Source organism: Citrobacter sp. W9 (genome assembly GCF_026719375.1).
In the GTDB taxonomy this organism is placed as follows: domain Bacteria; phylum Pseudomonadota; class Gammaproteobacteria; order Enterobacterales; family Enterobacteriaceae; genus Citrobacter; species Citrobacter werkmanii.
In genome coordinates this window covers 374,069-391,667 of record NZ_JAPPTE010000001.1, presented here as the reverse complement: position 1 = coordinate 391,667, position 17,599 = coordinate 374,069, and the positions used below count along the sequence as shown (strand labels likewise).

Below are 17,599 nucleotides of genomic sequence, written 5' to 3'. Positions count from 1 at the left end.
GTATTATTCCCGTCGTGCCGCTGGCGATTCGCACGTCACATTCGTGAGCGTCACCGCCTGTTTCAGGCTCTCTTCAGGCAAGGCATAATGCGCCACGCAACGAGCTTTTGCGCCTTCCCCCCATTGGATCAGCAACTCGCCTTTAAGCGGCAGGCCGCTCAGGTAAATTTGCCCGTCTTCACCCACCATACTGGCCACGCCGCTGGTGTTTTCACGTACCACGGAGCCAAATGGCACAGGTTTACCGGCATATTTCGCCGTCATCAGCGCCCGCACACCGATACGTGTATCAAACGCCGCTCGCACCAATGCTCCTTGCGTTGGCACGACGCTGCTGACGTTGTTTTCCACATCGGTATTGTTGTTCATCGAATTGGTGTCTAACGCGACGCGGTTATAGCGATAGACGGTGGCATACGGCATCACCGCGTATCCACGCCAGTCGGTCTGCACGCCGGTCTGGTTTTCTATCCGCACGCCCTGAGCGCCTGGCGCTTTGATCAACACATTGGTATCGCCGAGCGGCTGACTAAGCGTAATGCCGTCCTCATGTCCTATCACACCGCCGGCGAGCTGCCAGTTGTAGTCATGCTGGTCGCGGTCGTAGTTGTATCCCACGCCCAGCGTGCCATAGGCCGCCTGCCAGTTAGCGCTGGCGTTTCCGCTGTAACCATTAGTACTGCTGTGACCCTGATTCACGCTATAGCTCAGGTTACGGCCATCCAGCAACGTACCGCCGATCCCGCTCTGCCAGCTATTTTGTCCGTTGCTATTGCGGTTGGCATTAAAGGTGGCGTAGGTGCGATCGAAGGCATTATCACGCGAGTAACGCCGCCCGCTCAGCAGGCTGAACGGGATTGACATATTGAACGCCATAATGCGGTCGGTGTCGGAGATGCCGACTGATTCATTCCACGACCAGGAGAGTGAATAGCTAATCCCCTGCCAACCACTGGCATAGCCCAGTTGATACCAGGTATTGGTGTCTGAGGTATTCCAGTACGTTTGTTGGCTACCTGAGATATACAGCGATCCGTAATCCCCCAGATTCTGCGAAATGTTGATCTGAAAACGGCCTTTCTTGCTGTAGCTCAGATTGTGGTAACTCTTCACATCCGGCACGTCGTGGCGATTGCCTTCGCTGTCGTATTCGTACTCATAGCCTTCCATACTGCGATACGCGACGTCGTCGAGTGTATAGAAGCCACGCGTAGAGTAGCGGTAGCCCAACAGCTGAAAGTTAGTGCCAAAATTGTTCAATGACTTCGCATACAGGAAACGCAGAGACTGCCCCTGGTGCGTACTGTCATCCGCCAGTTGGCTGCGCGCATGGGTTAAATCGACGGAAACTGCCCCCCAATCCCCCAGATTTCGGCCAGTACCTAAAACTACCGCAGTGTAACGTGAGGCTAACTGCGTACCACCATAAGCGGTATACCCCTCTGGTAACCCGGCGATTAATGTTCCCTGGAAAAAAAACGGTGAGGATTGCTGGCTATTGCCGCTGCGAAAATCCCCGGCAACCACGTCATACTTGAAACGCCCTTCTCGCTGTAACAACGGAACCGTGGAGTACGGCACCGTATAGCGCTGCTGGCTACCGTCTTTCTCATCCACCGTCACCTCAAGGTCACCGCTGGAGGAGGTCGGGTTAAGATCGGTTATCGCAAAAGCGCCCGGTGAAACATAACTTTGATAAATCACGTAGCCATTCTGACGAATAGTCAGTTTCGCTGCGGTACGCGCAATGCCACGTACGGTAGGCGCGTAGCCTTGTAAGCTGTCGGGATACATGCTGTCTGAGGAATAGAGTCGCGCGCCACGAAAACCGACGCTGTCAAAAACGTCATTTCCGGTATTGCTGTCGCCCATCACCAGTTCACCCTTCAGCGGGATAACCGCGCGCTGAAGCCATGTACCGATGTTTTTCCAGCTTTGTGAATGGTATCCGTCACCTTTGGAATAGCTCCACGCGCCATTGTTCCTTAGCCGCCAGGGTCCATAGTTCAAGCCACTCAACATGCTCAGGAAATAGCTGTCAGTATCGCTCCCACGGCTACCGGTAAAGTTATAGTTAATCAGCGCCGCCGGGATCCCTTCATCCCATTCGTCCGGTGGAATGTAGCCGCGCGCGCTGTTTAACATCGACGCCTGCGGCAGACTGATGTTTAAGCGCAAAGTAGAAAAATCAAAGGCAACTTCACTGCCGGGAATCGCCTCAGGCAAATTGATACAGGTCGCGTTCGGATCCTGACTGAGTGCCGGAAACGCGGCAATATTAACGCCCAGGCGTTTTACCCAGTCGAGTCCAAAGCATGGCATCAGTCCGCCAGACTTCTCCCCTGCCTTTCCCGCACTGCTGGCAAAATGAATGTCCTGGGTAGCAACGAATTCATCATTGCGCCAAATATCCACACGATAAACGCCTTCAGGCTGATGATTACCTTTTTCAAAACGTGATAAATCCGCCACGGTTGCCGTATCCGCAGATAAAAATGCCGGATTGAAATAGCTTTCCCCATGGCTTAAAGAGGGAAAGAGCGCCGCCAGCGTGGACAACGCCACCCCCGCCAGCGGTGGCGTAACCCCCGGTAACAGGTCAGGAAAATACGTTGTCTTATTCATCGTTATCTCAACGCACGCTTACCGTTTGAGCGGTGGTCACCGCGCCATAATCATTGACCGTCTGGAAGGTAACGTTGCCCTGTACGCCCGTTGGCAGCAGCACCTGCGTATCGCTTTTCGGCGCAACCATGACGTTATCGATCTTCGTTTTCCCCACAGTGAGGTTGACCAGGGTGACGTAATACGCAGACGGATTGTTGATTTTCAGGTGGTTGCCGGAACGGGAAAACTGCAGCATGCCGGGAGCATCTTCCGGGATGTGCGGCAGATTATTTGGGCGGACAAAAAGTTTAATGCGCGACAAAATCGCCAGTTGCAGAACGTTTTTACCCTCAAGGCTGTTCTTGTTGACTGACGGAATGGCTTTCACGTTCATCCAGAACAGCGATTCACGGTCTTTTGGCAGCGGCGCGCCTGCGTAGATGATACGCAACGTGTTTTCACTTTTAGCCTCACTGACAAACAACGGAGGCGTCACGACAAACGATTTTTCTTTAACCCCTGCGCTATTCTCGATCCATGAATTTACCAGGTAACGTTCTTTGGTATCGCTATTGCTAATAGACAGCGAAGTTTGCTTGGCATCAGCTGGATAAATAACACGGGTAGCGCCTAATGCAATGCCGCCGGCTGCCTGCACACTGGCAGCAGAAAATAAGGCCAGTAAAAGGATAAAACCTGATTTTAGATTATTAAACATAGCTACAAATACCTTTGATGCGATTATCGTTGGGAAATAAATCAGGGATAAACCAACGTAAACCACACGTCTGAACGAAGTATTCCCGGTGTGATATTTTCCGAGACGGCCCGATAGCGAGCAGTGAAATGAAACGTCATCTCTTGGGTGATAATCGGCGCGTAATGAAGCGGTAGCGCATTAGGAATTATTTGCCGTTGTCGCTCGTCAAATAACGCCAGACCAACCCCAGAAGATGCAGACGCATCGCCGCTGGCCAGAAAAACCTGCGGATCTTCCGCTGGCGTCACACCGGCAAACGCAATCCCGACGTGGTCATAAACATCAGAACTGCACGATGTTAATCGCAGTGAAAACGGTACGCTGGTAGAGGCAAAGCTTCCCGTTCCGGAGAAGGCATTGGTACGATATTGCCCCATTTGCACCCGCAAATTCTGGCTGTCGGTGGCGACCGTACAGGCGCCGTTAACGAGCTGTCCCCGTAAGTGGAGGCGTCCGCTTTCCAGTATTACCGTATGAGCAAGCACAGGCATTACGCACAGCATTCCCGCCAGCGCCACGCCTTTCCCTATCATCTGCCGCATCCTTTTTCATCCCCGGATATTGCCTCATCCAATGAGGCGAACATCATCCTTGCGCGAATCTGAACGGCTTATTCGTACTTCATGATAAACGTCGCGTCGGCATTCGCCTGACCCGGCGTAGCGCTGGTCGCGGTCGCTTTATAACGGGCAGAGAAACGCAGGGTGTTGGTCCCTTCTACCAGCGCCTGAGCGGTAGAGAAGGTTGCTCCATCCGGCTTCAGCGCGGTGGACGTATTGTCCAGAATTTCAATCCCTACACCGCCCGCGGTAGTGCTGTTATCCGAGGAGGAAACGGCCAGCAGGTTATTGTTAGTGATGTCGGTCTGGCCAGAGAAAGCAACCGCGGCGGTCGCAGCCACTTTCGGGTCGCAGTCGTTCAGTACGATAGTGAACGGGATTTGTGCCGTGGTATCACCGACTGCAGTAAAACTGGCGGTACGATACTGGCCTAACGTAACAACCTGATCGGATGACTGAGTGCTGACGGCACAGGCTGCATTGACCAGTTCACCTTCAAAATGAACAGTACCGCCGCTAACGCTTACCGGATCGGTCGCCGCCGGATCGGCCGCAACCGCTGCGCCCGCGACTAACATCAGGCTGGCAATAACAGAAGAGGCTATTAATTTACGTTTCATGGATTTCCCTTGAATTACACACATCCGGCTCCGGCGTCCTGCGGGATCCGTTTGAATCATTATCGACATTAAATGTCAGGCGAATTATCTCTGCATCCTGTAAAGATATATATCGCAAGAGAATTAGCTAACCTTTACCCAACTCTCCGAGTATTTGATTCACTAATTAATCTTCGCGAATATGACTATTTCGTCACAGCGTTAAATTAAACATTTAAATTAATGAAAAATACCTGCAAATCCTTTTAATGGCCCTGGCTAATTCTTATTGGGATCCAGGAAAAATCCGAGTAAAAATGAGGTAAAGACATCATAATCAAACGTAACAGACTGGTTTATGGTGCATTAACCTTGAAAACACCAGGGTGATGAGTTGTTTCATTGACGTTAAATTTAATTAGCATGATCATGAATGATGCGCAGGGCTTCAGCGACTGAACTGCCCCTGCTCACTGACCGCTCTCCCCGCGATCGCACGTAAAAACGCAAACGAAAACTGACAGCACGTTCTGCTTCTGACAAAATAGTGACATCCCCTTCGATTTAACGTAACAGATGGAATCCTCTCTCTGATGGCAGCAAAGATTATTGACGGTAAAACGATTGCGCAGCAGGTGCGCTCTGAGGTTGCTCAAAAAGTTCAGGCGCGTTTAGCGGCTGGATTACGCGCCCCGGGCCTGGCTGTTGTGCTGGTAGGCAGCAACCCGGCTTCGCAGATTTATGTCGCGAGTAAACGCAAAGCCTGTGACGAAGTGGGGTTTGTCTCCCGCTCTTATGACCTGCCTGAAACCACCAGCGAGGCGGAGCTTCTTGAGCTGATCGATACGCTCAACGCAGATACCACCATCGACGGTATCCTGGTACAACTGCCATTACCGGCAGGTATCGACAACGTTAAGGTGCTGGAACGTATCGCACCAGATAAAGACGTAGACGGTTTCCACCCGTATAACGTTGGTCGTCTGTGTCAACGCGCGCCGCGTCTGCGTCCATGTACTCCGCGCGGGATTGTCACTCTGCTTGAGCGTTACAACATCGATACCTATGGTCTGAACGCCGTAGTGATTGGCGCTTCAAATATTGTCGGTCGCCCAATGAGCATGGAGCTGCTGCTGGCTGGTTGCACCACTACGGTCACCCACCGATTCACCAAAGATCTGCGTCGCCACGTAGAGCATGCGGACCTGCTGATTGTTGCTGTCGGCAAACCGGGCTTTATACCCGGCGAGTGGATCAAAGAAGGTGCGATTGTGATTGATGTCGGCATCAACCGTCTGGAGAATGGTAAAGTAGTAGGCGATGTGGTCTTTGAAGATGCAGCCGCACGTGCGTCATATATCACGCCAGTACCGGGCGGCGTAGGCCCAATGACTGTCGCCACACTTATCGAAAACACGCTACAGGCGTGTGTTGAATACCATGATGTAAAGGACGTTTAAGATGGCCACATTTTCACTGGGTAAGCACCCACACGTTGAACTCTGCGATTTGCTGAAGCTGGAAGGCTGGAGCGAAAGCGGCGCCCAGGCAAAGATCGCTATTGGCGAAGGCTTGGTGAAGGTCGATGGCGCGGTTGAAACGCGCAAACGCTGTAAAATCGTTGCCGGACAGACCGTCAGCTTTGAAGGCCACAGCATTAACATCGTAGCGTGACCCCAAGTGCCGGATGAGGTTAACGCCCTGTCCGGCCGCTTCCCCGTCTCATTTTCAGATAATAACTTCATCCCCACTTCACAGTGAACAGTTAGCATGTCGTTTTCCCACATGAAGCGAACATCATGCCAACCATCGTTACTCACGCGGCCGTTCCACTCTGTTTAGGATTAGGTCTCGGACTTAAAGTCATCCCCCCACGATTACTGTTTACTGGCGTCATTCTGGCGATGCTGCCGGATGCCGACGTGCTGTCATTTAAGCTTGGCGTCGCCTACGGCAACGTGTTTGGCCACCGTGGATTTACCCACTCACTGCTGTTCGCCTTTGTCGTGCCGCTACTTTGCGTATTGATTGGCCGACGATGGTTTAAAGCCGGATTGATTCGCTGCTGGCTATTCCTGACAGTTTCACTGCTATCGCACAGTGTGCTGGATTCTGTCACCACCGGCGGCAAAGGCGTCGGCTGGCTGTGGCCGTGGTCGGATGAACGCTTTTTCGCGCCGTGGCAGGTGATTAAAGTCGCGCCGTTCGCGCTGTCACGCTACGCGACCCCTTACGGGCATCAGGTGATTATTTCGGAATTATTATGGGTGTGGCTACCGGGAATGATGATGATGGGTGTGCTGTGGTGGTATCGAAAATATTAATCTGCCGGATGCGACGCGCTGCGTCTTATCCGGCCTACACTCGCTCTTTTGTAGGCCCGGTAAGCGTAGGCGCCACCGGGCATTACAGAGTTACTTACGACGCCAGGTGGTGCCCTGCGGACCATCTTCCAGCACGATGCCCATCTCGTTGAGACGGTCACGCGCGGCGTCGGCCGCCGCCCAGTCTTTCGCCTTACGGGCGTCCAGACGCTGCTGGATTAACGCTTCAATTTCGGCGACTTCACCGTCATCCGCCTGCGCGCCGCTTTGCAGGAATGCTTCTGGATCCTGTTCCAGCAAGCCCAGCACGCTGGAGAGCTTACGCAGATGCGCAGCCATACCGTTCGCCGCCGCCATATCTTCCCCCTTCAGACGGTTAACTTCACGCGCCATATCAAACAGCACGGAGTATGCTTCCGGGGTGTTGAAGTCGTCATCCATCGCTTCAATGAAACGCGCTTCAAAGGCCTCGCCACCCGCAGGGGCAACGGATTTGTCAGTGCCGCGCAGCGCAGTGTACAGACGTTCCAGCGCGGAACGCGCCTGTTTCAGGTTCTCTTCGCTGTAGTTCAACTGGCTACGGTAATGCCCCGACATCAGAAAGTAGCGAATGGTTTCGGCGTCGTAGTATTTCAGCACGTCGCGCACGGTAAAGAAGTTGCCCAGCGATTTGGACATTTTCTCGCGGTCAACCATCACCATCCCGGAGTGCATCCAGTAGTTCACGTATTCGCCATCGTGCGCACAGGTGGACTGGGCAATTTCGTTTTCATGGTGCGGGAACATCAGGTCGGAGCCGCCACCGTGAATATCAAAATGGTTGCCCAACTGTTTGCAGTTCATCGCCGAACACTCGATATGCCAGCCCGGACGACCAGCGCCCCACGGAGATGGCCAGCTCGGTTCACCCTCTTTGGACATTTTCCATAGCACGAAGTCCATCGGGTTGCGCTTCACGTCAACCACGTCAACGCGTGCACCTGCCTGCAGTTGATCCAGATCCTGGCGTGACAACTGACCGTAGTTCGGATCAGTCGGGACATCGAACATCACGTCGCCATTATCGGCAACATAGGCGTGACCTTTGGCGATCAGCTGTTCGGTGATCTCAATAATCTCGGCAATATGATGCGTAGCGCGAGGTTCCAGATCCGGGCGCAGAATATTCAGCGCATCGAAATCGCTATGCATTTCCGCAATCATGCGATCGACCAGCGCGACAAAGCTCTCGCCGTTTTCATTCGCGCGCTTGATGATTTTGTCGTCGATATCGGTAATGTTGCGCACATACTTCAGTTTATAGCCGAGGAAGCGCAGATAACGCGCAACGACGTCGAAAGAAACGAAAGTACGTCCGTGGCCAATATGACAGAGATCGTAAACGGTAATACCACACACGTACATGCCGACTTCCCCGGCATGAATAGGTTTGAATTCCTCTTTTTGGCGCGTCAGTGTATTAAAGATTTTTAACATCGAAGATTCCGTGTAGACGTGTGTGGGTAATAATATCCGTATAATACATATTATTCGTAATCGAAGCAGCACACTTTGCAAGGTGATCGCAGCTTGCGGTTATGCTATAACACCCCCCTAACTCTGACCCTTAACAGGGTCGAAGCACCAATCTATCGGAACAGGATGCAAAAATGGTTACTTTCCACACTAATCACGGCGATATCGTAATCAAAACGTTTGATGATAAAGCGCCGGAAACAGTTAAAAACTTCCTGGACTACTGCCGCGAAGGTTTTTATAACAACACCATTTTCCACCGTGTTATTAACGGTTTCATGATCCAGGGCGGTGGTTTCGAGCCGGGCATGAAGCAAAAAGCCACAAAAGAAGCGATCAAAAACGAAGCGAACAACGGTCTGAAAAACACCCGTGGTACGCTGGCAATGGCGCGTACTCAGGCTCCGCACTCCGCAACCGCACAGTTCTTCATCAACGTTGCTGACAATGACTTCCTGAACTTCTCTGGCGAAAGCATGCAGGGTTGGGGTTACTGCGTGTTTGCTGAAGTTGTTGAAGGCATGGACGTGGTTGATAAAATCAAAGGCGTTTCCACTGGTCGCAGCGGGATGCATCAGGATGTGCCGAAAGAAGACGTCATCATCGAAAACGTGACCGTCAGCGAGTAATCGTGGCGACACTGTTTATTGCAGATCTTCACCTCTGCACAGAAGAACCGGCGATCACCGCCGGTTTTCTGCGTTTTTTAGCCGGTGATGCGCGACAAGCCGATGCGCTGTACATTCTCGGCGACCTGTTCGAAGCCTGGATTGGCGACGACGACCCTAATCCGCTGCATCATCAAATAGCCGCGGCGATAAAAGCACTGGTTGATTCCGGCGTTCCCTGCTTTTTTATTCACGGTAACCGTGATTTTCTGCTCGGCAAACGTTTTGCCCGTGAGAGCGGCATGACCTTACTGCCCGAAGAGAAAGTGCTCGATCTGTATGGTCGCAAGGTGCTGATCATGCATGGCGATACGTTATGCACCGACGATGCTGGCTATCAGGCGTTTCGCGCCAAAGTGCATCAACACTGGCTACAAAAACTATTCCTCGCCCTGCCATTGTTCATTCGCCAACGTATTGCCGCGAAAATGCGCGCCAACAGCAAAGCAGCCAACAGCAGTAAGTCGCTGGAGATCATGGATGTGAATCAGCAGGCCGTTATTGCCGAGCTGGAAAAACATCAGGCCCAGTGGTTAATTCACGGTCATACCCACCGTCCGGCAGTCCACGAACTTACGGCCAATGGGCAACCCGCCTTCCGCGTAGTATTAGGCGCCTGGCACAGCGAAGGTTCGATGATCAAAGTCACACCGCACGACGTTGAACTGATCGCATTCCCGTTTTAATTCTGCAAATACCCCGTTCCTCTTTACACAAAACTATTCGAGTTGCATCGAGGCGGCAAATCCGTGAATCCCCTGGAGCTGACTAAAGTAAGTGACTGGGGTGAGCAGATGCAGCCAACAAAGAGGCAGCTTGAAGAGTGAAGTGTAAAGCGCGCAATCGTTTTCCTTGACGGTGAATTATGCTATTCTCTGTGCCCTCAAAAGTCGAGTGTAGTGCACCACAGGAGTTTTCAGACGCATGTCTTCCCGCAATAATCCGGCGCGTGTCGCCATCGTGATGGGGTCCAAAAGCGACTGGGCTACCATGCAGTTCGCCGCCGAAATCTTCGAAATGCTGGACGTTCCACACCATGTTGAGGTCGTCTCCGCCCACCGTACCCCAGACAAACTGTTCAGTTTCGCCGAAGGCGCTGAAGAAAACGGTTATCAGGTGATTATTGCCGGTGCCGGTGGTGCTGCACATTTGCCAGGAATGATTGCGGCGAAAACGCTGGTGCCTGTTTTAGGCGTTCCGGTACAAAGCGCAGCGTTGAGCGGCGTAGACAGTCTCTACTCCATCGTACAGATGCCTCGCGGTATTCCGGTGGGCACGCTGGCGATCGGCAAAGCGGGCGCAGCCAATGCGGCCCTGCTGGCCGCGCAAATTCTGGCAACACACGACAACGAATTGCATCAGCGTCTGGCTGAGTGGCGTAAAGCGCAAACCGATGAGGTACTGGAGAACCCGGACCCGCGAGGTGTCGCATGAAGCAGGTCTGTGTACTCGGCAATGGTCAGCTAGGACGCATGCTGCGTCAGGCCGGTGAGCCGCTGGGGATTGCGGTCTGGCCCGTCGGGCTGGACGCCGAACCCGCTGCCGTTCCTTTTCAACAAAGCGTGATTACCGCTGAGATTGAGCGCTGGCCGGAAACGGCGCTCACTCGCGAACTGGCGCGTCACCCGGCGTTTGTTAACCGCGACGTCTTCCCGATTATTGCTGACCGTCTGACGCAAAAACAGCTTTTTGACAAACTCAACCTGGCGACCGCACCATGGCAACTGCTGGCGGATAAAAGCGAATGGTCTGCGGTGTTTGACAAACTCGGCGAGTTGGCGATTGTGAAGCGTCGCGTCGGCGGCTACGACGGTCGTGGACAGTGGCGTTTACGCGCGAATGAAACCGAACAACTGCCAGACGACTGCTACGGCGAGTGCATCGTCGAGCGAGGAATCAACTTCTCCGGTGAAGTCTCGCTGGTTGGCGCACGTGCGCACGACGGCAGCACCGTCTTCTATCCGCTGACTCATAACCTGCATCAGGACGGCATTCTGCGCACCAGCGTGGTATTTCCGCAGGCTAACGCTAAACAACAGGCGCAGGCCGAAGCGATGCTCTCTGCCATCATGCAGGAGCTGGGCTATGTCGGTGTGATGGCGATGGAGTGTTTCATCACCCCGGAAGGTTTGCTGATCAATGAACTGGCTCCGCGCGTGCACAACAGCGGGCACTGGACGCAAAACGGCGCCAGCATTAGCCAGTTTGAACTGCACCTGCGCGCCATTACCGGCCTGCCGTTGCCGACGCCGGTGGTGAACAATCCTTCGGTGATGGTAAACCTGATCGGCAGCGACCTGAACTATGACTGGCTGAAGCTGCCGCTGGTGCATCTGCACTGGTATGACAAAGAGGTACGCGAAGGGCGTAAGGTGGGACACCTGAATCTGAGCGACAGCGATACCGCGCGCCTTAGCGCCACGCTGGAAGCGCTCATTCCCCTGCTGCCGCCGGAATATGCCAGCGGCATCATCTGGGCGCAGTCAAAGCTGAAATAAACCGATACGGGAGGTGCGCCTGCGCACGCCTCCCGTTACTTTTACAGACGAATGCAGGTTCCGGCTTTCCCCGCCAACGTGTCTTCAATGCGAGACAGCGCGCCAATCCACGCGGGTTTTCCACGTCGCTTCACGTATCCGCTTACGGCTGTCACCTTTGGCCCCATCGAACCATCGGCTTTAGCAAACGGCGCCAGTTCATCAGGAGAGGCTTGACGAATCGCACGTTGCTCTGGCGTGCCCCAGTTCTCATAGACCGCATCAGCATCGGTGAGGATAACCAGACCGTCGGCATCGATCTGTTCAGCCAGCAATGCCGCCGCCAGATCCTTATCAATGACCGCTTCAGACCCTACCCCTTCCCCGGTCACCGGCACGCCGCCACCGCCGCTACAAATCACCACATGGCCTTCTTTGAGCAAGAGCTTAATGGCATCGCTTTCGACGATCTGGCGAGGCTCAGGCGAGGCGACAACACGACGCAGGTATTTGCCGTCACGTTTCATATGCCAGCCGTAGGTGGCTTCCAGTTGCGTTTGTTCTTCAGGCGAATACACCGGGCCGATAAATTTTTCCGGCGCCATAAACGCGGGATCGTCTTCAGACACCACAATTCGCGTTAACACTGTGGTCACCGGCGGCATCTCCGGTTCAGCGGTCAGACTTTGCGCCAACATATAACCAATCATGCCCTGAGTCTCTGCCACCAGCACATCCAGCGGGTAAGGTTCAACCTCTTTCCAGGCAAGATTCTGTAACGACAACAGACCAACCTGCGGCCCATTGCCATGTACGATGGCCAGGCGGTACGAACGTGCCAGACGCGCCAGGGCAGGTACGGCGCTGGCAATATTACGATATTGATTTTCTGCCGTCAGCGCCTCGCCGCGCTGCAATAATGCGTTGCCGCCAAGAGCAACAACCAGCGTTTTCATTCCCTATCCTTCTATAATTTGTTGCCCAAGCCAGAACCCCAACAAGGTGTCTGCGCCGGAGGTATGCCCGAGCGCCAGCAGCGAATTTATCGCCGCGTCCATCCTTTGGTGTCGGCCCAAAGCATGAGTGAAGTGGAGCAAAGGTGAAGCGAAGTACCCTAATGCCGCGTAGCGTAAGTAGCTCACGCTAACCACAGTCGTCGCCAGTTGAAGATTGCCGGAATATTCAAAGAAACGATGGCCGGAATCCTTATTCAGCACGCCGAAATACCAGGCGGCCAGCAGCATTCCGGTCAGCGTATCATCATGACTGGGCGTTAAACCTGGCCCCTTGCCTAACCACTGCCGCCAGTCTGTCGACAAGCCAGCCAGCGCCGAGAAAAAGCAATGGCGGAACTGACGTAACTCGGGGCACAAAGGCAAATTTGCCGCCAGCATTAACGGCCCGAATAATCCCGTTTCCTCGCCGCGATCCATCCAGGCGGATGCAAGGCGCGGGGCATGTGGACGGGACGTTATTTTCAACGAACAACAACGCTGCGGTTGGCGTAACAGAAACGGTCCCAGCACAATCCCCTCGGGGACAGCCTGAGGGGTTTCGCTACCGCTTAACGCCGTACGCAGCGCATCAAAGTCAGGCGCACGGATCACCCATCCTCCCGGGCTAAAACCACTGCCCTGGCGGTGCAGCGTTAACAGTGCGCCCCCTTCGGCCACAAGGTTAATCGAGCGCCGCCAGATCCCGGATAGCTGCCATGACTGGCGAAAATCCGGAGACTGCTGACTGCCCATCAGAGGACGGATGATCATCATGCGCGGCTCTCTTAGCTAATGCCCATACTTTCAGCCAGCGCTTCCAGAGCCAGCTCAAAGCAGGCCAGCGGCGCACGAACGGTGCCCGCGCCGATCTGACCAATACCGGCTTCTTTATGGGCAATACCCGTGTTGATCAGCGGCGTAATACCTGTTTCCACGACGCGACGGATATCAAGACCAAGGCAAGCCCCCTGGAAATCCCAGCCAGGGATCTGCAACTGCATATTGCGTTCCAGATAGATTTCAGCCATCTCCTCGGAAACGGACTTCGCGGCCTCCATTCCTCCGGCGCCGACAAACCGCGTTACGCCAGGGGCCGCGATCATCGCGGCACCGCCAATCCCAAAGGTTTCGGTGATGGCGCTATCGCCCATATCCGGGTTAGCTTGTTCCTGCGAGAAGCCGGTAAAGAACAGCCCCTGCGGTGTGTTAACCGGCGCGGTAAACCAGCGATCGCCAAGTCCGCTCACCCGGATCCCGAACATGTCGCCATTACGGGTCATTGCGGTCACAATACTGCCGGAACGCACCAGTGCCCCGGCATCCATTGCCGCTTTGCAGTAAGCCATCGCCAGGTTAAGGAAGAACTGGTCGGTCACGCTGAGGAAATCCATCACCTCAGCAATCTGCTGCTTATCATGTTCCAGACGGGCAATTTGCGGCGCCAGGGTTCGCATCAGCAGAGCTGAAGAGGCAATGTTGCGCTGATGGAACTCATCGCCCATCGTAATGCCCTGCGCCATCATAGCGGTCAGATCAATACCCTGTTCCAGATTGGCCAGCGCCGCGCTTAAAACAGGCATCAGGACATCGCGCATCCAACGTAGACGCTGCTGGACATCTTCGCCATACGCGCCGAAGCGCATCACTTTGCCAATCCCTTCGTTGAGATTGCAGTAAGCCCGGTTACCGTCGGTGATATTTTCCACCACCAGCATCGGCATGCTGGCAGAGGTGATTCCCCCCATTGGCCCCACAGCATTAACATGGTGGCAAGGTACGAACCGGACTTTGCCCTGCTCCAGTAAAGCCAGCGCGCTCATCTCATCATTGGCCCACCCTTCAAACAGACATGCACCAATACAGGCCCCTTTCATCGGACCGGTCATTTCTTGCCAACGCATTGGCGGTCCCGCATGCAGCAGCGTTTTCCCTTCATTGAGCTCGCGGATTAATGAGGAGGCAGGTTGCACATCCAGCCAGTGTGGACGCGCACGACGAATTTGTTCGATTACTGCAGCATTGGCTTGCGCCACTGATGTAAACATTGGAACCCCTTATTGCAAACGTTCTAATAAACGAGCCAGTTTCTTATTACCGCCAGCGACAGGCGCCCACTGGTAATGCACCACAGGCATTTCCGCAGCCTGTAAATCCAGTGCAAAACTGCGTAACCCGGCATTGATGACCGCCACTTTTTCCAGTAGCGAAGGTGCGGATTTGTCAGATAACGGTTGAGATGGACGAATCAGTTCGGCGGCAAGCAGCATTGCCTCAGGCAGTGAATTCACTACGGCAATGCCGGCATCTTCCAGTGTGGCAATCTGCAGTGAGCGACACTGCGGATCGCGTTCTGTACCTGTCACCGTCGCAATCGCATACAGCGGTTGCTCGTGGTCTCGCGCAGCGCACGCCTTCTGCCAGGCCTGAACCAGCGATGCGGCCGGATCTGCCGTCGCGCCGTAACCAATCACGACATCAACTAGCAGCACGCGTACCTGCGGCTGCCCCCCCAGATCCGTAATCAGTTGATTACGTAAGGCAGGGTCAATCATCGGATGCGGCCGCCCGACGGTGTAAAAATCATCCCCCAGATCGATAATCTGGTGCCCGGCGGCATCCAGCATCATGCCATGGTGATGTTGTGCATCCGCGGCGACATTCAGATGGGAGGCCAGCAGCCCAGCGGCTTCGGCGGCCAGCGTACCTCCGGTGTATAACCCTCGGATCACACCGTCTCCTGTGGTTGAAAGCGAGCTGCGTCGCGCCGCGACTCTCGCCAGTAAACAGGCCAGACGGGCCGCATCGTCCAGCGTCGCGGCAAACCAGACATTTTCATCGCGAGCGACCGCGGAGGTGTAACCTAAAAACAGAGCTACCACGGGTTTGCCGGTGGCCTTCATCGCGTTCACGATATGCTGGCGAACAGCCTCCGCCGGCGGTTTCGACACAAAAGCCAACACCTGGCTTTTGTCGTCTGCGCCAAGCATCTCCAGCGCGGTAAGCGCGCTAATCCCCCCCACCTCGGCGCTCAGGTCGCGCCCACCCAGACCGATGGCGTGGGTGATGCCTTCCCCGGCCAGCGCTATCTGTGAACAGAGCTCCTGAATCCCTGTCCCGGAGGCGCCCAGCACACCGATATTGCCTTCCGGCATCACGTTGGCAAAAGCCAGCGGCGTACCCGCAATCATGGCAGTTCCGCAGTCAGGTCCCATCACCAGTAAACCTTTATCCTGTGCACGGCGCTTCAGAGCGATTTCATCGTCCAGGGTAACGTTATCGGAGAACATCATGACGTTCAGGTTGCGATCCAAGGCCTGGTTCGCCAGTTCCGCCGCGTATTCACCAGCAACGGAAATGAGCGTCATATTCGCCTCAGGCAGTTTCTGGCACGCGCTTTCCCAGCGTCTGGCCTGCAGGAGCGTTTGGCTACCGCCGGTGGCCTGCGCCAGCTGCTGCAACGACTCATCCAGTTGTTGCAGAATGGCCTGTGTAATACTTTCATCAGCCGTTTCAGTACGAATCGCCACGCAAATATCGTTTGGCGTCGCATTATTAAAATCGTCATGCCAAAACCCGGTCGTTTCCAGCAATGATTTATTCGCTGGCGTTCCCATCATGACCGATACATCGTCTACATTTTCGGACTCACTCAGCTTGCGTGAAATAATCATTAAACTGACAGAGTCCTGAAAACACCCTTTTTTAATAAAGGCGTGGATCATAACAACCCCTTAATAATTGCACCCATGGCAATTGCACGAGTAGTGTTAATGTGTAGCTCAAGGTATATATCTGGGATCACAAATAGAGTGACTGGCATCACACTGGAATTATTAACAAAATAAATTTAATAACCACCAGAAGATTAAACATTATTTTCTAACGGCATTATTTATTTAAAAAGAAAGGGCAAATCCATACTGATTATCAAATAAATTCTAACTATATTTTTTTGTGTGTCTGGATCACATAATCAATTTTTATTCCCGGTATGTTAACGGCAGTCATGCTTCACACCGTCGTTAAAAAGGAAGACAGATGAAAATCAGTCGGGAAACACTCCACCAGCTTATCGAGAATAAGCTTTGCAAGGCCGGACTAAAACGTGAGCACGCCACAACGGTTGCTGAGGTATTGGTTTACGCCGATGCCAGAGGCATTCACTCTCATGGCGCCGTACGCGTTGAATACTATGCTGAGCGCATTTCAAAAGGCGGCACTAACCGCGAACCCACATTTCGTTTTGAAGAAACCGGTCCCTGTACAGCGATTTTGCATGCCGATAATGCCGCCGGGCAAGTCGCAGCAAAGATGGGTATGGAGCATGCCATTAAAATTGCTAAAAAAAATGGTGTCGCCGTCGTTGGCATTAGCCGAATGGGGCACAGCGGTGCCATTTCTTACTTTGTGCAGCAAGCCGCTCGCGCTGGTCTGATCGGCCTCTCCGTGTGCCAGTCCGACCCGATGGTGGTACCGTTCGGCGGCGCAGATATTTACTACGGTACCAATCCGTTAGCCTTCGCTGCGCCAGGAGAAGGCGACGACATCATGACGTTTGATATGGCGACAACGGTGCAGGCATGGGGAAAAGTTCTGGATGCCCGCTCCCGCAACGAGCCGATTCCTAATACCTGGGCAGTCGATAAAAACGGCGCGCCAACTTCCAATCCCTTTGCTGTCAATGCGTTGCTACCTGCGGCCGGGCCTAAAGGCTATGGCCTGATGATGATGATCGATGTGTTATCCGGCATTTTATTGGGATTACCGTTTGGTCGTCAGGTCAGTTCAATGTATGAGGATTTACATGCCGGTCGGAATTTAGGCCAACTGCATTTGGTTATTAATCCCGACTTTTTCTCCTCCAGCCAATTATTCCGCCAGCACCTCAGCCAGACCATGCAAGAGTTAAATAACATTACTCCGGCCCCCGGCTTTAAACAAGTTTATTACCCCGGACAGGATCAAGATATTAATCAACGCAATGCCGCGGTCCATGGTATCGACATTGTTGACGATATTTATCAATACCTGATTTCCGATGCCCTCTATCTCAAGTCATACGAAACAAAGAATCCCTTTGCACAATAATTATTG

Annotated in this window: 17 protein-coding genes; 8 read left to right on the top strand and 9 right to left on the bottom strand. The window is 53.7% G+C overall.

Translation table 11 applies throughout. From position 1 onward, the window contains the following. Window positions 1-3 precede the first annotated feature (3 nt). The 4 genes from OOJ59_RS01805 to fimA form a co-directional block, all read right to left on the bottom strand. Window positions 4-2,625 carry a fimbrial biogenesis usher protein gene (locus tag OOJ59_RS01805; protein ID WP_193156924.1) on the bottom strand — a complete coding sequence of 874 codons (2,622 nt, stop codon included), beginning with the start codon at window positions 2,623-2,625 and terminating at the stop codon, window positions 4-6. Between the two features lie 7 nt (window positions 2,626-2,632). Continuing rightward, window positions 2,633-3,325 (bottom strand): type 1 fimbria chaperone FimC, encoded by a 693-nt coding sequence (gene fimC, locus OOJ59_RS01800; protein ID WP_038638498.1) that lies wholly within the window; start codon window positions 3,323-3,325, stop codon window positions 2,633-2,635. 41 nt (window positions 3,326-3,366) lie between these two features. Then, window positions 3,367-3,900 (bottom strand): type 1 fimbrial protein subunit FimI, encoded by a 534-nt coding sequence (gene fimI, locus OOJ59_RS01795; RefSeq protein WP_160955623.1) that lies wholly within the window; start codon window positions 3,898-3,900, stop codon window positions 3,367-3,369. Window positions 3,901-3,977: 77 nt separating this feature from the next. Then, window positions 3,978-4,547, bottom strand: a complete 570-nt coding sequence (gene fimA / locus OOJ59_RS01790) for a type 1 fimbrial major subunit FimA (protein ID WP_038638492.1) — start codon at window positions 4,545-4,547, stop codon at window positions 3,978-3,980. A gap of 572 nt (window positions 4,548-5,119) precedes the next feature. Between fimA and folD the strand changes: the two genes are divergently transcribed. The 3 genes from folD (at window position 5,120) to OOJ59_RS01775 (ending at window position 6,850) form a co-directional block, all read left to right on the top strand. Continuing rightward, a complete protein-coding gene (folD, locus tag OOJ59_RS01785) occupies window positions 5,120-5,986 on the top strand; it encodes a bifunctional methylenetetrahydrofolate dehydrogenase/methenyltetrahydrofolate cyclohydrolase FolD (protein WP_003021887.1) in 867 nt (288 codons plus the stop codon). A 1-nt stretch (window position 5,987) separates the two neighbouring features. After that, on the top strand, window positions 5,988-6,200 hold the full coding sequence (gene ybcJ / locus OOJ59_RS01780; RefSeq protein ID WP_085047592.1) for a ribosome-associated protein YbcJ: 213 nt from the start codon (window positions 5,988-5,990) through the stop codon (window positions 6,198-6,200). 125 nt (window positions 6,201-6,325) lie between these two features. Continuing rightward, entirely contained in the window at window positions 6,326-6,850 is a 525-nt protein-coding gene (locus OOJ59_RS01775; protein WP_069324001.1) for a metal-dependent hydrolase, read from the top strand. 90 nt (window positions 6,851-6,940) lie between these two features. Here the strand turns inward: OOJ59_RS01775 and cysS are convergent, their stop codons facing one another. After that, window positions 6,941-8,326 (bottom strand): cysteine--tRNA ligase, encoded by a 1,386-nt coding sequence (gene cysS / locus OOJ59_RS01770; RefSeq protein WP_003831109.1) that lies wholly within the window; start codon window positions 8,324-8,326, stop codon window positions 6,941-6,943. A 173-nt stretch (window positions 8,327-8,499) separates the two neighbouring features. Between cysS and ppiB the strand changes: the two genes are divergently transcribed. From ppiB to purK, 4 genes are all read left to right on the top strand, one after another. Continuing rightward, a complete protein-coding gene (gene ppiB / locus OOJ59_RS01765) occupies window positions 8,500-8,994 on the top strand; it encodes a peptidylprolyl isomerase B (RefSeq protein ID WP_003021875.1) in 495 nt (164 codons plus the stop codon). A gap of 2 nt (window positions 8,995-8,996) precedes the next feature. Next, a complete protein-coding gene (gene lpxH, locus OOJ59_RS01760; RefSeq protein ID WP_110498605.1) occupies window positions 8,997-9,719 on the top strand; it encodes a UDP-2,3-diacylglucosamine diphosphatase in 723 nt (240 codons plus the stop codon). A gap of 238 nt (window positions 9,720-9,957) precedes the next feature. Further along, window positions 9,958-10,467 carry a 5-(carboxyamino)imidazole ribonucleotide mutase gene (gene purE / locus OOJ59_RS01755; RefSeq protein WP_038638478.1) on the top strand — a complete coding sequence of 170 codons (510 nt, stop codon included), beginning with the start codon at window positions 9,958-9,960 and terminating at the stop codon, window positions 10,465-10,467. After that, complete coding sequence (gene purK / locus OOJ59_RS01750) at window positions 10,464-11,531, top strand: 5-(carboxyamino)imidazole ribonucleotide synthase (RefSeq protein ID WP_038638475.1); 1,068 nt, start codon at window positions 10,464-10,466, stop codon at window positions 11,529-11,531. The genes purE and purK overlap by 4 nt, the downstream gene beginning before the upstream one ends. Before the next feature lie 41 nt (window positions 11,532-11,572). On the opposite strand, the gene OOJ59_RS01745 is transcribed toward purK, so the two are convergent. From OOJ59_RS01745 to OOJ59_RS01730, 4 genes are read right to left on the bottom strand one after another with little or no spacing between them, the layout of a single operon-like run. Then, window positions 11,573-12,466, bottom strand: a complete 894-nt coding sequence (locus OOJ59_RS01745) for a carbamate kinase (RefSeq protein ID WP_085047596.1) — start codon at window positions 12,464-12,466, stop codon at window positions 11,573-11,575. Window positions 12,467-12,469: 3 nt separating this feature from the next. Further along, on the bottom strand, window positions 12,470-13,279 hold the full coding sequence (locus OOJ59_RS01740) for a DUF2877 domain-containing protein (RefSeq protein WP_160955624.1): 810 nt from the start codon (window positions 13,277-13,279) through the stop codon (window positions 12,470-12,472). 11 nt (window positions 13,280-13,290) lie between these two features. Then, complete coding sequence (locus OOJ59_RS01735) at window positions 13,291-14,550, bottom strand: DUF1116 domain-containing protein (RefSeq protein ID WP_038638468.1); 1,260 nt, start codon at window positions 14,548-14,550, stop codon at window positions 13,291-13,293. A gap of 9 nt (window positions 14,551-14,559) precedes the next feature. After that, entirely contained in the window at window positions 14,560-16,227 is a 1,668-nt protein-coding gene (locus tag OOJ59_RS01730; RefSeq protein WP_160955625.1) for an acyl-CoA synthetase FdrA, read from the bottom strand. Between the two features lie 316 nt (window positions 16,228-16,543). On the opposite strand from OOJ59_RS01730, the gene allD reads away from it, so the two are divergent. Next, on the top strand, window positions 16,544-17,593 hold the full coding sequence (gene allD / locus OOJ59_RS01725) for an ureidoglycolate dehydrogenase (protein ID WP_160955626.1): 1,050 nt from the start codon (window positions 16,544-16,546) through the stop codon (window positions 17,591-17,593). Window positions 17,594-17,599 lie beyond the last annotated feature (6 nt).